14 protein-coding genes are annotated in these 13,278 nt (G+C 70.4%); 6 read left to right on the top strand and 8 right to left on the bottom strand.

Annotation, left to right across the window (positions count from 1 at the left end):
* The first annotated feature begins 42 nt into the window (after positions 1-42).
* Together pds and KBZ12_RS02320 are read left to right on the top strand one after the other, a co-directional pair.
* On the top strand, positions 43-1,464 hold the full coding sequence (pds, locus tag KBZ12_RS02325) for a 15-cis-phytoene desaturase (RefSeq protein ID WP_254956098.1): 1,422 nt from the start codon (positions 43-45) through the stop codon (positions 1,462-1,464).
* Positions 1,461-2,390: a phytoene synthase gene (locus KBZ12_RS02320; protein WP_254956097.1), complete on the top strand. Its 930-nt coding sequence runs from the start codon at positions 1,461-1,463 to the stop codon at positions 2,388-2,390. Before pds ends, KBZ12_RS02320 begins: the two co-directional genes overlap by 4 nt.
* 36 nt (positions 2,391-2,426) lie before the next feature.
* On the opposite strand, the gene KBZ12_RS02315 is transcribed toward KBZ12_RS02320, so the two are convergent.
* The 3 genes from KBZ12_RS02315 to KBZ12_RS02305 form a co-directional block, all read right to left on the bottom strand.
* Positions 2,427-3,389: an alpha/beta fold hydrolase gene (locus KBZ12_RS02315; RefSeq protein WP_254956096.1), complete on the bottom strand. Its 963-nt coding sequence runs from the start codon at positions 3,387-3,389 to the stop codon at positions 2,427-2,429.
* Positions 3,390-3,490: 101 nt separating this feature from the next.
* Positions 3,491-3,919, bottom strand: coding sequence for an RNA-binding protein (locus KBZ12_RS02310; protein WP_254956095.1), 429 nt, complete (start codon positions 3,917-3,919; stop codon positions 3,491-3,493).
* A 67-nt stretch (positions 3,920-3,986) separates the two neighbouring features.
* Positions 3,987-5,213: a CCA tRNA nucleotidyltransferase gene (locus KBZ12_RS02305; protein WP_254956094.1), complete on the bottom strand. Its 1,227-nt coding sequence runs from the start codon at positions 5,211-5,213 to the stop codon at positions 3,987-3,989.
* A gap of 130 nt (positions 5,214-5,343) precedes the next feature.
* On the opposite strand from KBZ12_RS02305, the gene KBZ12_RS02300 reads away from it, so the two are divergent.
* From KBZ12_RS02300 to KBZ12_RS02290, 3 genes are read left to right on the top strand one after another with little or no spacing between them, the layout of a single operon-like run.
* A complete protein-coding gene (locus KBZ12_RS02300) occupies positions 5,344-5,601 on the top strand; it encodes a Ycf34 family protein (RefSeq protein ID WP_254956258.1) in 258 nt (85 codons plus the stop codon).
* Entirely contained in the window at positions 5,598-6,257 is a 660-nt protein-coding gene (tsaB, locus tag KBZ12_RS02295) for a tRNA (adenosine(37)-N6)-threonylcarbamoyltransferase complex dimerization subunit type 1 TsaB (RefSeq protein ID WP_254956093.1), read from the top strand. The genes KBZ12_RS02300 and tsaB overlap by 4 nt, the downstream gene beginning before the upstream one ends.
* Positions 6,251-6,955 (top strand): YdcF family protein, encoded by a 705-nt coding sequence (locus tag KBZ12_RS02290; RefSeq protein WP_315859276.1) that lies wholly within the window; start codon positions 6,251-6,253, stop codon positions 6,953-6,955. The genes tsaB and KBZ12_RS02290 overlap by 7 nt, the downstream gene beginning before the upstream one ends.
* Here KBZ12_RS02290 and KBZ12_RS02285 read toward each other — a convergent pair.
* From KBZ12_RS02285 to rpaB, 5 genes are all read right to left on the bottom strand, one after another.
* A complete protein-coding gene (locus KBZ12_RS02285) occupies positions 6,897-7,622 on the bottom strand; it encodes a 1-acyl-sn-glycerol-3-phosphate acyltransferase (protein ID WP_254956092.1) in 726 nt (241 codons plus the stop codon). The genes KBZ12_RS02290 and KBZ12_RS02285 overlap by 59 nt on opposite strands.
* Complete coding sequence (gene fabD / locus KBZ12_RS02280; protein WP_254956091.1) at positions 7,619-8,527, bottom strand: ACP S-malonyltransferase; 909 nt, start codon at positions 8,525-8,527, stop codon at positions 7,619-7,621. Before fabD ends, KBZ12_RS02285 begins: the two co-directional genes overlap by 4 nt.
* A gap of 27 nt (positions 8,528-8,554) precedes the next feature.
* Positions 8,555-9,562 carry a beta-ketoacyl-ACP synthase III gene (locus KBZ12_RS02275; protein WP_254956256.1) on the bottom strand — a complete coding sequence of 336 codons (1,008 nt, stop codon included), beginning with the start codon at positions 9,560-9,562 and terminating at the stop codon, positions 8,555-8,557.
* 73 nt (positions 9,563-9,635) lie between these two features.
* Complete coding sequence (gene plsX, locus KBZ12_RS02270) at positions 9,636-10,988, bottom strand: phosphate acyltransferase PlsX (RefSeq protein ID WP_254956090.1); 1,353 nt, start codon at positions 10,986-10,988, stop codon at positions 9,636-9,638.
* On the bottom strand, positions 10,969-11,715 hold the full coding sequence (rpaB, locus tag KBZ12_RS02265; RefSeq protein ID WP_216909380.1) for a response regulator transcription factor RpaB: 747 nt from the start codon (positions 11,713-11,715) through the stop codon (positions 10,969-10,971). Before rpaB ends, plsX begins: the two co-directional genes overlap by 20 nt.
* Positions 11,716-11,816: 101 nt before the next feature.
* On the opposite strand from rpaB, the gene radA reads away from it, so the two are divergent.
* Complete coding sequence (radA, locus tag KBZ12_RS02260) at positions 11,817-13,268, top strand: DNA repair protein RadA (RefSeq protein ID WP_254956089.1); 1,452 nt, start codon at positions 11,817-11,819, stop codon at positions 13,266-13,268.
* Positions 13,269-13,278: the final 10 nt, after the last annotated feature.

The following is a 13,278-nucleotide window of genomic DNA, read 5'->3' as shown; positions in this document are numbered from 1 at the left end:
CCTGGAGGGCCCGATAAGGTTGCGGCTGATCTCGGGTGCGACATGCGGGTTGTGATCGCCGGGGCCGGGCTGGCCGGCCTGTCCTGCGCCAAATACCTCTGTGACGCCGGCCATACCCCGATCGTGCTCGAGGCCAGAGATGTGCTGGGCGGCAAAGTGGCGGCCTGGCAGGACGCCGATGGTGACTGGTATGAAACCGGCCTGCACATCTTTTTCGGCGCCTATCGCAACATGCGCCAACTCTTCGCCGAGCTGGACATCGAGGATCGCCTGCAGTGGAAATCCCACTCCATGATCTTCAACCAGAAGGAGGTGCCCGGCACCTACAGCCGTTTTGATTTTCCCGACCTGCCGGCGCCCATCAACGGCGTGGCGGCAATCCTGGGCAACAACGACATGCTGACCTGGCCGGAGAAGATCGCCTTCGGTCTTGGCCTGGTTCCGGCGATGCTGCGCGGCCAGTCCTATGTGGAGGAATGCGACAAGTACAGCTGGAGCGAATGGCTGCGGATTCACAATATCCCCGAGCGCGTCAATGATGAAGTTTTTCTCGCCATGAGCAAGGCGCTCAACTTCATCAACCCCGAGGAGATCTCCAGCACGGTGGTGCTCACCGCCCTCAACCGCTTCCTGCAGGAAACCGACGGCTCCCGCATGGCCTTCCTGGATGGCAACCCACCGGAGCGGCTCTGCCAGCCGATGGTGGATTCCATCGAGGCCCGTGGCGGCGAAGTCCATCTGGACTCACCCCTCCGGGAGATCCTCATCGACCAGGACGGGGCCGTCACCGGCTTCCGCATCGGCGGCATCAAGGGCCAGCCCGAGCGGGAGATCCAGGCCGATGCCTATGTCAGCGCCATGCCGGTCGACCCGCTCAAGCTGCTGCTGCCGGAGCCCTGGAAACACTTGCCGTATTTCAGTAAGCTCGAGGGCCTGCGGGGGGTGCCGGTGATCAACATCCACCTCTGGTTCGATCGCAAGCTCACCGACATCGACCACCTGCTGTTCAGCCGCTCCGATCTGCTCAGCGTCTACGCCGATATGAGCAACACCTGCCGGGAGTACGAGGATCCCGATCGCTCCATGCTTGAGCTGGTGTTTGCGCCTGCCGCCGACTGGATCGGTCGCCCGGATGAAGAGATCGTGGCCGCCACGCTGGAGGAGCTCAAGCGCCTGTTCCCTGTCCATTTCACCGGTGCCACACAGGCCCAGCTGCGCAAGTCGGTGGTCGTCAAGACGCCGCTGTCCGTCTACAAGACCGTGCCCGGCTGCCAGCAGCTGCGCCCCTCCCAGGATTCCCCCATCCCCAACTTCTTCCTGGCGGGCTGCTTCACCATGCAGCGCTACCTGGCCTCCATGGAGGGGGCGGTGCTGAGTGGCAAGCTCTGCGCTGCCGCCGTGGACGCCCACCTCTCCGGCCGGGACCAGGGCCCCGCCCCTGCCCAGAGCCTGGCGACGGTGTGAGTGTGCTGGCCCCGCTGCCCCCCTGCCTCTCCTCCGATCTGCAGGACGCCTACGAGTCCTGTCGGCAGGAAACGGCGCGCTGGGCCAAGACCTTCTATCTCGGCACGATGCTGCTGCCCCCGGCCAAGCGCCGGGCCATCTGGGCGATCTACGTCTGGTGCCGCCGCACCGACGAACTGATGGACAGCGCCCAGGCCCAGACCCTTTCCGCCGACGTCCTGCTGGAGCGACTCGACGCCTGGGAGGATCGCACCCGCGCCCTGTTCGCCGGCCGAGCCGTCGATGCCCTCGACAGGGTGATGGTGGACACGATGGAGCGCTTCCCCCAACCCCTGCAGGCCTACCTCGACATGATCGAGGGTCAGCGGATGGACGTGCTGCGTGATCGCTATGCCAGTTTCTCCGACCTCCAGCTCTATTGCTATCGGGTGGCCGGCACCGTGGGACTGATGACCCAGGAGGTGATGGGGGTCGATGCCGCGTACACCTCCGCCCCCTGGAGCGAACGCCCCGACACCTCGGAAGCCGCCGTGGCCCTGGGTATCGCCAACCAGCTGACCAATATCCTGCGCGATGTGGGTGAGGATCGCGGTCGCGGTCGCATTTATCTTCCCCAGGAGGATCTTGACCGTTTCGGTTACTCCGAAGACGATCTGATGGCCGGCCGTCTCAATGAGAACTGGCAGGCGCTGATGCGCTTCCAGCTGGAGCGGGCCAGGGATTGGTTCAACCGTTCCGAGGCCGGGGTGCGCTGGCTGGCGCCGGATGCCCGCTGGCCTGTGTGGGCATCACTACGGCTGTATCGGGGGATCCTTGATGTCATCGAGAGATTGGATTATGACGTCTTCAACCACCGCGCCTTCGTGCCCAGGGTCGGCAAATTGCTGGATCTTCCGTTCTCCTATGTGATCGCCCAGACGCGATGAAGCGGCGTTCCAGCGACTCGCCGGCTTCGGTCTCCCTCAGGGCTGATCCCCCAGCGCCAGCCACTCCTCCAGCACCGGGTTCACTACGGAGGGATTCTCGTCGTGGGGGCAATGGCCGAGGCCGGGCAGGATCCGCAGTTCGCGCACGGCAGCAAAGGTTCTGGCCCAGCGCCGGGCCTCGTCGACCGGCTCCCATGGATCCGCTTCCCCCCAGAGCAGCCGGACCGGAATGGTCAGTTCCGCCAGCATGTCAGGGGCGAGCCGATCGCGGAAAAGATTGATGAAACCTCGGAAGCTCTCCTCGGCACCGGGGCTGAGGGCCGGGGTCAGCAGCAGCTGCACCAGTTGGTCGTCGACGCCCTCGCCGGAGGGGTAGGCGGCGCCCAGAATCCTGCGGATCACGCCGGGATTGGCCACCCAGCGGAACAGACTGCCCGTCAGCCAGCGCTGCCGCACCAGGCGCTTCAGCAGCGGCCGGCCGATCCGGCCCAGGGGGGGCTGCTCGCTCAGGCGGCGGTCGTCCAGGCTGCGCTGGGCGCAGTCGATCAGGATCACCTGGCCCACGTCGTCGCCGAGCCTGGCGGCTGCGGCGAGGGCCACGACGCCCCCGATCGAATTGCCGACGAGCTGAACCGGCGTGCCGATCACCTCCCGCACGAAGGCAGCCACCTGGTCGGCCCACAGGTCGATGCCATAGCGCAGGGCCAGGACGTCCTCCGGCTCCCCCTCGAGGCGGGAAGGCGGCTTACTACTGGCCCCAAAGCCAACCAGATCAATGGCGAAGACGGGACGCTGGCGGGATAGGGGCGGCAGGTTGTGCCGCCAGTGTTCCTTGCAGGCGCCGAAGCCATGGATCAGCAGTACGGGCAACGCCCCGGGAGGGTGTTGCACAGCGGCCCTGCCGCAGACATAGCTGACGGATTCCGACTGCCATTGCCAGGAGCCCAGCCAGTCCGCCGGGAAAATGAAGTCGCCGATGGCAGAGGCTGAGGAGGGCATCGCGGCTGATCACCGTGGACTTGGATTGGGGTCATGCCCTGCCAAATCCCCCACGGATGGGCTGGCCTCCATTCAGCCGCTGCTCCCAGCGGGCCAGATGTTCAGACCGCGGCCTTCTGGTTGGCCAGCAGGTTCTTGAGCTTGGCCAGTTCGCCGGCCCAGCGGGGATCGGGGGCACCTTCGCCGACGGCGTCGGCATGGACCACCTTGTTGACGCTTTTGCGGGCGGGCGTCGGGGCGCTGCCGGGACGACGGTCGGCGCCGGCGGCTGGGCGGCTGTCACGGCGCTGCTCGGAAATCTCAATGCGCAGGGTGCTGCCGCCGAAGTCCTTGCCGTTGAGCTGGGCGATCACCGCCTCGGCCTGGGCCAGATCCTCAACGTTGGCGAAGCCGAAGCCCCGGCAGCCGCCGGTCTCCCGGTCGTTCACGGCCTTGAAGCGCACCCCCTCTCCCACGCTCGAGAAGAGAGCTTCCAGCTCTTTGGCATCAAAGGTTTGCGGCAGGTTGCCGACATAGAGACGAACGCTCATGGGGGAGGGGGCTCGGGAAAAGGAAAAACTCTGGCAGGCGGTGCGATCGCGCCATTGCATCCAGCAGTTAATCACGCCGTGGGTCCGCTTCCTTGGCCTCGCGCCGGCGATCCAGCCACAACTGGGCGGCAACAACGGCCTCTGCGACCAAAGCCTGATCCGCCAACTCCGCTGTCTCCGTTGCTGCTGTTAGGCCCAGGCGACCAAAGGCCCATTCGGCCGTGAGGTGGTCGATCAGCTCGCCGAGACGGGGGCCCGGAGCGATGGCCAGCAGCTGTTGCAGGCGGCGGCCGTCCAGGGGCGGCCGGGGGTGGAACAGGCGATCCGCCGGATCCCGCCAGCGCCGCAGCGCCAGCTGCGCCGCCGCCGGATCCAGGTGCAGCAGCAGGGCGGGCAGCTCCTCCTCCAGCTGGCGTTGCAGGGCCAGCCGCTCCGCTTCCGCCAGCGTCTCCAGCGCCAGCGCACCGGTGTCCCCGGGTGTCTGCCGGAGACAACCGAGCCATTGGCGCAGCCGTTGGCAGCGCTGCTGCAGGCGGCGGCTGGCCCGCAGGCCTTCCAGGGACCGGCCATCCAGTACGGCCGCCAGCCGCGCCAGGGGAAGGGCCCAGGCCGCCTCGGCGGGGGTGAGGCCGCAGGCTTCCGGTCGCTCGGGACCGAGGGGCTGCAGCGACGCCTCGCTGCCGTCAGCGGCCCCCCAGGGCTGGAGCAGGCCCGCCTCCAGCGCCTGAGCCAGCCCCCGATGCCCCTCGCCAGAGGCGGCCAGGCGCTCCAATTCCGCCAGCACCCTCTCCCCGGCCACGGCGGAGATCCGCTGGCGGTGGCGCCGGATCAGCTCCCAGGTGGCTGGTTCGATGCTGAAGTCCAGGTCGCAGGCCAGCCGCACCCCCCGCAGCAGCCGCAGGGGGTCGTCCAGCAGGTTGGCTTCACTGATCGCCACCATGCGGCGCGCCGCCAGATCCGCGAGGCCGCCGCAGGGGTCGATCAGCTGCAGATCGGCGGCCTCGTCGCTGGCCACGGCCGCCCCCTCCAGGGGCAGGGCGATGGCGTTGACGGTGTAGTCGCGGCGGCCCAGATCGGCTGTGAGATCGTTACCGGCGCCGCGGGCCAGGTCGATCGTCCAGCCCTCCAGCACCAGCCGCGCGATCGAACGCTCCTGGTCGAGCACCACACAGGTGCCGCCATGGCGCCGCCCCAGCTGCCGGACCAGTTCGATGGCGTCGCCGGGCACCACCAGGTCCAGATCCGGCTGGTCCGCCAGCCGACCCAGCAGGCCGTCCCGGACCGCCCCGCCCACCAGGGCTGTGCCCGCTGGAAACCGGTGGGGGGCCACAGGCCAGCGCTCCGGTGCCAGGGCCCGCCACAGTTCCGAGACTTGACGTCCCGGCTCGCACGCCACAATGGGCGCCCTGCTGGGCCGTGGCGGCATGTGCATCTGCGTGGATTGCCACTGGGTCGAGCGTTGTCAGGCCTACCACGCGGTCGAGCGTCAGCACGGCGTCGCCCACCTCACCATGAGCCCCGACTTCAGCCCCCGCCAGCCCCGCATCCACGTGCAGGTGCTCGATCTCGACGCCGCTGCGGCCAGTGTCGGGGTGGAGTGGGACGTGCGGGCCTGCTCCGACTTCCGCTCCGATCCAGGCCGCTGGCGCCGCTGCTGCCCCGACGGGCCCCTGCCGACATGACGGGCTTTCCCGATCCGGACCCTGGCCCCTGGCTGCTGGCCCTGCACAGCTCCAGCGACAGCCTCGGGGTGGGGCTGCAGAGACTCGGGGCCACGCAGCCGGAGCGGCTGGAGCGTTTCCCCCTCGGCCGCTCCCTCTCCAATGGCCTGTTCGACTGTCTGGAATCGGTGCTGCCGGCCGCCGCCTGGCCCCGGCTGGGACGCCTGGCGGTGGCCACCGGTCCCGGCGGTTTCACCGGCACCCGCCTGACGGTGGTGCTGGCCCGCACCCTGGCCCAGCAGCTGGCCCTGCCCCTCGACGGGATCAGCAGTTTCCAGCTGATGGCCCGCCGTCTGCTCGCCGGGCCCATGCCGCCCAGCGAGGCGGGCCCTTTCTGGTTGCTCCAGGAGCTGCCCCGTCGCGGGGTGGTGGCGGGGCTCTACGGCGCCGACCCCGGCCAGCCCGGTGGCGTGGCCGAGCTGGAGGCCCCGAGGCTGCACCGAGGCCGTGACGCCCTGGCCCCCTTCCCCATCCACCCCGCCGAGGTGTGTTTGCCGGAGGACGTGGTCCAGTTGCTCGGCTTCAGTGCCGCCCGCGCCGCCGCCGGCCTGAGCGCCCCCTGGCAGCCGGTGCTGCCCCTGTACCCCACCAGTCCGGTGGAGGCGCTCCCATGCTGAGTCCCCCCGGCCCCCAACCCCGGCCCCGCTGCCGCCCGCGCCGCCCGGAACGCACCGCTCCGGCGCCGGCGGGTCCATCCCCGCGGGTCCGCCGCACCCCCCCCGCCCCGCGCCGACCGGGCCGGGGCAGGCGGGTGCTGGTGGGCCTGGCGGGACTGGCCCTGCTGTGGCTGTCCCGGGGGGTGTGGTGGCCCACGCCGCCGCCTCCCCAGATGATCCTGGTGCTGGGGGGCGATGCGGATCGGGAGGCGGCGGCGGCCCGTCTGGCCCGCACCGATGGTCTGCCGGTGGTGGTCACCGGAGGCACCAACCCCGAGTACGCCCACTGGCTGTTCCAGCAGAAGGAGGGCCTGCCCTCCCGCCAGGTCCAGCTCGATTACCGGGCCCGTGACACGGTGTCCAACTTCACCTCCCTGGTCGACGATCTGCGCAAGTCCCGTGTCCGCCACGCCCTGCTCGTCACCTCCACCGATCACATGCAGCGGGCCCTGCTGGTGGGGCGGATCGTGGCCGGCAGCCGCGGCATCCACCTCACACCGGTCCCCGTACCCTGCGGCGATCTGTGTGTCGTCGAGGGCCGGCGGCGCCTGTGGGGCGACGGCGCCAGGGCGGCCCTGTGGGTGATCAGTGGCCAGGACATCAGGCCCTGGGTGGAAGCGCGGGTGGTTCCCTGGCTGGAGAAAGCAGGCTTCCGCTGATCGGGCCGAGGTCGAGCATCCGGTTGATCTGCTCCTGGGCGGCGCGGGTCACCGCATCCAGGTCGGGGCGCCGCCGCGAGGCCGGCGGGGGGATCGGCGTGCCGATGCGGATGTGGATCGGCACCAGCCGGGGCCCGTGGCCGCCCGGTCCCAGGGCCCGGTGGCTGTTGATGATCGCCACCGGCAGCAGCGGCACCCCAGCCCGGGCCGCCAGCAGGGCCGCCCCGGCTTGGGGCTGGTTGACGCGGCCATCCGGCTGGCGGGTGCCGTCGAGGAAGACACCGGTGGCCCAGCCCTGCAGCAGCCGATCGGTGGCGGTGCGGATCGCTTCCCGGTCGCCGGCGCCCCGCTCCACCGGGTAGGCGCCGCAGGCCCGGATGATCGGCCCCAGCAGCGGCACCCGGAACAGTTCCGCCTTGGCCATGAAGGCCACGGGCCTGCCGAGGGCGTGTCCAAGCAGCGGCGGGTCCAGGTGGGACCCATGGTTGGCCACCACCACCACAGCCCCCTCCAGGGGCACGTTGTCGTTGCCGGTGGTCCGGCCCCGGAACAGCACCCGGAACACGGGAAACACCAGCAGGTAGCTGATCAGCCGGTACGTCAGGCTCGGCTTTGGGGTGCTCAGCAGGGCAGGGGGATCGGCCGGGGGCCGGCGGCGGCGCCTCACTGGCCCAGGTCGCCCGTGCCGGCGATCTGGGCGGTGCCGAGTCCGGGGCAGCTGCGCTTGATCAGGCCGCTGAGCACATTGCCGGGGCCGATCTCCACCGCGGTGGTGATGCCCGCGCTCTGAAGGCCTTCCATCGTTTCGCGCCAGCGCACCCCCATGGTCATCTGCTGGCGCAGGCGCTCCTTGAGCACACTGGCGGAGGTTTCGGGACGGGGATCGGCGTTGCTGAGCACAGGGACGCGGGCGTCGGCGAAGGGCACCGCCTCCAGTTCGCTAGCGAAGGCCGCGGCGGCGGTGGCCATGAACGGGGAATGGAAGGCGCCGGAGACGGCCAGGGGGATGGCCCGCTTGCAGCGCACCGTGGCGCTGACGCTGGCCACCGCCTCCGGGGTGCCGGAGAGCACCACCTGGGCGGCGCTGTTGTCGTTGGCGATGACCACCCCCTCGGTGGCGGCCACCACCCGCTCGAGTTCGTCGCGGTCGAAGCCCATCACGGCGGTCATGGCGCCGCCGCCGGCGGCGGCCATCAGTTCGCTGCGGCGGCGCATCAGGGCCAGGCCGGTCTCGGCATCGAAGACGCCGGCGGCATAGAGGGCCACCAGCTCGCCCAGGCTGTGGCCCGCCACCAGCTGGGCCGTGCGGCCCTGCCGGTGCAGGTCATCCACCAGCAGGCTCTCGACCACGAACAGGGCAGGCTGGGTGTTGCGGGTGTCGTTGAGATCGCTGGGTTCCCCGGGGTCCCCGCTGCCGCAGGCCTCAGACCCGGCGCAGATGGCCAGCAGGTCACGGCCGAGCAGGGCCGAGGCCCGATCAAAGCGTTCCCGTGCGCCGGGAAGGTCGATCACCCCCTCGGCCATGCCAGGCTTCTGTGATCCCTGTCCCGGAAACACCCAGGCGATGGCCATGCAAGCCTCCCGTGCAACGGCAGGAGATTAGGGCTCGGCTGGGGACCCCCCCGGACCGCTCCAGCGGAACAGGGCGGCGCCCCAGCTGAGGCCGGCGCCGAAGCCGCTGCTGGCGATCAGGTCGCCGGCGCCCACCCGCCCATCGCGCACCGCTTCGTCGAGCATCAGGGGGATCGTGGCGGCGGAGGTGTTGCCGTAGGCCGAGAGATTGCTGAGCACCCGCTCGGCGGGCATGGCGAAACGGTCGGCCACCGCATCGAGGATGCGCTGGTTGGCCTGGTGCAGCAGTAGCCAGTCCACGTCAGAGGCGGCGGTGCCGGTGGCCTCCAGCAGTTCGGCCAGCACCGCGGGCACTTCCCGCACGGCGAATTTGTAGACCTCCTGGCCGTTCATGTGGATCGGCGCGAAGCCCCCCACCTGGGCGGAGAGATCCCCCACCAGGGGCCGGTGCTCGGCCACCTGGGCCAGGGTGAGACAGGCGTTGCGGCTGCCATCCGAGCGCATGCGGAAGCCCAGCAGGCCGTCGCCTGTGGGGTAGCAGGCCTGCACGGCCAGGGCACCGGCGCCATCGCCGAAGAGCACACAGGTGCGGCGATCGTCCCAGTCGAGCCAGCGGCTGAGCTGGTCGGCACCGATCACCAGCACCCGCTGCATCGTGCCGCCGCGGATGTACTGGGACGCCGTGATCAGGGCGAACAGGAAGCCGCTGCAGGCCGCCGTGAGATCGAAGGCGACCGCCCGGTGAGCTCCCAGGGCCGCCTGCACCCGGGGGGCGGTGCCGAACAGGTCGTCCGGGCTGGAGGTGGCCAGCAGGATCAGGTCCACCTGCTCGGGGGCCCAGCCCGCATGGGCCAGCGCCGCCCGGCCGGCCTCGGCGGCCAGGCTGGTGACGGTTTCTCCGGGGCCGGCCACGCGCCGGGCGCCGATGCCGGTGCGGCTGCGGATCCAGTCGTCGTTGGTCTCGACCCGCTCGCCCAGCTGGTCGTTACTGATGCTGGCGGCGGGGAGGGCGCGTCCGCAGCCCACCAGGGCCATCCCCCGCAAGGCGGCCGTGGTCACCGTCTTGTCTGAGCCGAGCGGCACCCATTCGGTTCACAGGTGGCCACAGTCAACCACAGGTGGTTGCCACTCCGGCGCTCCCCTCGCCGAGGGCGTGCAGGTCGTCCATGACGCCGTGGCTGGCGGCGGAGTGGGCCAGCCGCAGGGCACTCACCACGGAAAGCGCCCGGCTGCTGCCGTGGCCGATCACGCAGATGCCGTCGACCCCGAGCAGCAGGGCGCCGCCGTGCTCGGCGTGGTCGAGGCGCTTCTTGATCCGCACCAGGTTGCTGCGCAGGAACGCCGACCCCACCTTGCCCCGGCGCCCCCGGGGCAGCTCGGCCCGCAGCACGTCCAACAGGACGCTGCCCACCGATTCGAGGAACTTCAGCAGCACGTTGCCGGTGAAGCCATCGCAGACCACCACGTCGAAATCCCCGGAGAGGATGTCACGCCCCTCGCAATTGCCGGCGAACACGAAGCGCTCGTCCCCCGCCAGCAGCGGATGGGTGCGCAGGCAGAGGTCGTTGCCCTTGCACTCCTCCTCGCCGATGTTGACCAGGCCGATGCGGGGCCGCTTCACCTGGAGCACGTCGCGGCTGTAGATGTTCCCGAGCAGGGCGAACTGGTGCAGCCATTCGGGCTTGCAGTCCATGTTGGCCCCCACGTCGAGCACCAGCACCTGCTGGCTCGGGTCCTTGGTGGGGAACAGGGCGCCGATGGCCGGCCGGTCGATGCCGGCCAGCCGGCCGAGGCGGAAGATCGCGGCGGCCATCACGGCGCCGGAGTTGCCGGCGGAATAGACGGCGGTGGCCTCCCCTTTCTTGACCAGGTCCATGGCCACGTTGATGCTGGCGTCGCGCTTTCGGCGCACCACGGTGGCCTCCTCGTGCATGCCCACCGAGGGGCCACTGGGCACCAGCTCGAGCAGGCCGCGCTGCACCGCCTCCTCCAGCTCCTGGCCCAGGCCCATGGCCGCCACCGCCTGGCGCAGCGGCTCCGGCTCGGCCACGAAGCGGATGCGCAGGGGCAGCAGGGCCACGGCCCTCAGGCAGCCCTCCAGGATCGGACCCGGGGCATGGTCCCCGCCCATGCCGTCGACGGCCACCCAGAGGCGCTGGCGGTCGTCGATGGCAGCGTCGGTGTGGCTGCCCTGCTGCAGACGCCGCAGCGGATCGAACACCAGGGGCTGGAGCACGGAGCCCGCCACGTTGGTGGCGGCGCCGGCCATGCTTCCGGCCACCGACACCGCCCCAGAGGCCGCCCCCGAAGCCGTGGCGGTGGCGGAGCCCACCAGGCTGGTGACGGCCGCATTGCGCCGATACCAGATCACCAGGCGGCGGATCGTGCGGTTGGGTTTGGGGCGGTTGGAGGCGAAGCGACGGCCTTCGCGCCCGGCGCCTTCAGGATCCTTCGGTGGCAACGGGTTCAACGATGCGCTGGAACAGATAGCCGGTGCCCCGCGCCGTGAGGATCAGCTCGGGGTTGGCTGGATCATCCTCCAGTTTGGAGCGCAGCCGCGAGATGTGGACATCCACCACGCGGGTGTCCACGTGACGCTCGGGGGTGTAGCCCCACACCTCCTTGAGGATCTCGCCGCGGCTGAAGGGCTCGCCGGAACGGCTCACCAGCAGCTCCAGCAGGCTGAACTCCATGCCGGTGAGCCGAATGCGCTCGTCTCCCCGATACACCTGGCGTTTGTTGGTGTCGATGCGGAGATCGCCGACCTGGATCACGCCGGAATTGGGGATCCCGGCGCCGGGGTCCTTCTCGACCCGCCGCAGCACGCAGCGGATTCGGGCCTCCAGCTCCTTGGGGCTGAAGGGCTTGACGACGTAGTCGTCGGCCCCGAGCTCGAGGCCCGTGATGCGGTCCGCCACGTCGCCGAGGGCGGTGAGCATCACGATCGGCACATCGGACTCCTTGCGCAGCTCCTGGCAGACGCCATAGCCGTCAAGTTTGGGCATCATCACGTCGAGGACCACCAGGTCCGGCAGGACGCGGTGGAAGGCCTCAATGGCCTCCTCGCCATCGCAGGCGGTGACCACCTGGTAGCCGATCATCGACAGCCGGGTCTCAAGGATCCGGCGGATGCTGGCCTCGTCATCGACGACGAGAATGGTTTCTTTGGCGGTGGGGGAGGCCGTCATTGCGGCGCGGAGAATGCAACACGGTTCCGACCCACTGAACCGGCCGGAAGGTCGCGAATTCACCGAACGCCACCTTTCTTCATACACCCCGCTCGCTGCCCTTGGCCCGTCCCGGTTCCTCTTTCGTCTGCCAGGCCTGTGGGGCCAGGACGCGGCAGTTCTTCGGCCGCTGCTCCGGCTGCGGTGGCTGGAACACATTGGTGGAGCAGAGCGAGCCGAGCAGCGACAACCGCCGCCGCCGGCCGGTGGCTGCCGCGGCCGCTCCGGACGCCGCTGGGAATCCGGCGCCGGGCCGTCCCAGCCGTTCCGAACCGATCCAGGCCGTCGGTGACCGGCCCCTGCAGCGCCTGGCCAGCGGCTACGGCGAGCTGGACCGGGTGCTGGGGGGTGGTCTGGTGCCCGGCTCGCTGGTGCTGCTGGGGGGCGACCCGGGCATCGGCAAGAGCACCCTGCTGCTGCAGAGCGCCCGGGCCATGGCCTCCCGGGCCGTGGTGCTCTACGTCAGCGCCGAGGAGTCGGCCCAGCAGGTGAAGCTGCGCTGGCGGCGCCTGGCCGAGGACGCCCCTGGCGAAGCGTCAGAGGCTGGCGATGGCGAGGGGCTGCGCCTGCTGGCGGAGACCGATCTGGAGCTGGTGCTGCAGGAGCTGGAAACCCTGCGGCCCCAGGTGGCGATCATCGACAGCATCCAGGCCCTGCATGACGCTGAACTGGGCAGTGCCCCCGGCTCGGTGTCCCAGGTGCGGGACTGTGCCGCCGCCCTGCAGCGCATCGCCAAACGCCAGCACACCGCCCTGGTGCTGGTGGGGCACGTCACCAAGGAGGGGATGCTGGCGGGTCCCAAGGTGCTTGAGCATCTGGTGGATGCGGTGCTCACCTTCGAAGGCGACCGCTTCGCCAGCCACCGGCTGCTGCGGGCCGTCAAGAACCGCTTCGGCGCCACCCACGAGCTGGGGGTGTTCGAGATGCAGGGCGCCGGGCTGGTGGAGGTGAGCAACCCCAGCGAACTGTTCCTGGCCGGGGATGGTCCCAGTCCCGGCACCGCAACGATCGTGGCCTGCGAGGGCACCCGCTCGCTGCTGGTGGAGATCCAGGCCCTGGTCAGCCCCACCAGCTACGCCAGCCCGCGGCGCACCGCCACCGGCATCGGCACCAACCGCCTGCACCAGATCCTGGCGGTGCTGGAGAAGCACATGGGTCTGCCCCTGTCCCGCTTCGACTGCTACCTGGCGGTGGCCGGCGGCCTCGAGGTGGAGGAGCCGGCGGCGGATCTGGGGGTGGCGGCGGCGGTGGTGGCCAGCTATCGCGACCTCACCCTGCCGGCGGGCACCGTGCTACTGGGGGAACTGGGGCTGGGCGGCCAGCTGCGGCCCGTGGGCCAGCTGGAGCTGCGCCTGCAGGAGGCGGCCCGGCTGGGGTTCGTGCGGGCCGTGGTGCCCCGCGGCAGCGCCCTGGGGCCGCTGGCGGCCGGCCTGGGCCTGCAGCTGCTGGAGGCGGCGACGGTGGCTGAGGCCCTGGTCGCCGGCCTGGGGGTCAACCCCGCCGACGGGGACTGAGCCCGGGTCG

The organism is Cyanobium sp. Cruz CV13-4-11, from assembly GCF_024346055.1.
Taxonomy (GTDB): domain Bacteria; phylum Cyanobacteriota; class Cyanobacteriia; order PCC-6307; family Cyanobiaceae; genus Cyanobium.
Note: the sequence above shows the minus strand (reverse complement) of the source record. Positions and strands in the feature narration are given on the sequence as shown.

Bases quoted from the DNA above. Each gene is read 5' to 3' on its own strand.
- pds (WP_254956098.1), top strand. From the start codon at position 43: ATGCGGGTTGTGATCGCCGGGGCCGGGCTGGCCGGCCTGTCCTGCGCC.
- KBZ12_RS02315 (WP_254956096.1), bottom strand. From the start codon at position 3,389: ATGCCCTCCTCAGCCTCTGCCATCGGCGACTTCATTTTCCCGGCGGAC.
- KBZ12_RS02310 (WP_254956095.1), bottom strand. From the start codon at position 3,919: ATGAGCGTTCGTCTCTATGTCGGCAACCTGCCGCAAACCTTTGATGCC.
- KBZ12_RS02300 (WP_254956258.1), top strand. From the start codon at position 5,344: ATGTGCATCTGCGTGGATTGCCACTGGGTCGAGCGTTGTCAGGCCTAC.
- tsaB (WP_254956093.1), top strand. From the start codon at position 5,598: ATGACGGGCTTTCCCGATCCGGACCCTGGCCCCTGGCTGCTGGCCCTG.
- KBZ12_RS02290 (WP_315859276.1), top strand. From the start codon at position 6,251: ATGCTGAGTCCCCCCGGCCCCCAACCCCGGCCCCGCTGCCGCCCGCGC.
- fabD (WP_254956091.1), bottom strand. From the start codon at position 8,527: ATGGCCATCGCCTGGGTGTTTCCGGGACAGGGATCACAGAAGCCTGGC.
- KBZ12_RS02275 (WP_254956256.1), bottom strand. From the start codon at position 9,562: ATGGCCCTGGTGGGCTGCGGACGCGCCCTCCCCGCCGCCAGCATCAGT.
- rpaB (WP_216909380.1), bottom strand. From the start codon at position 11,715: ATGACGGCCTCCCCCACCGCCAAAGAAACCATTCTCGTCGTCGATGAC.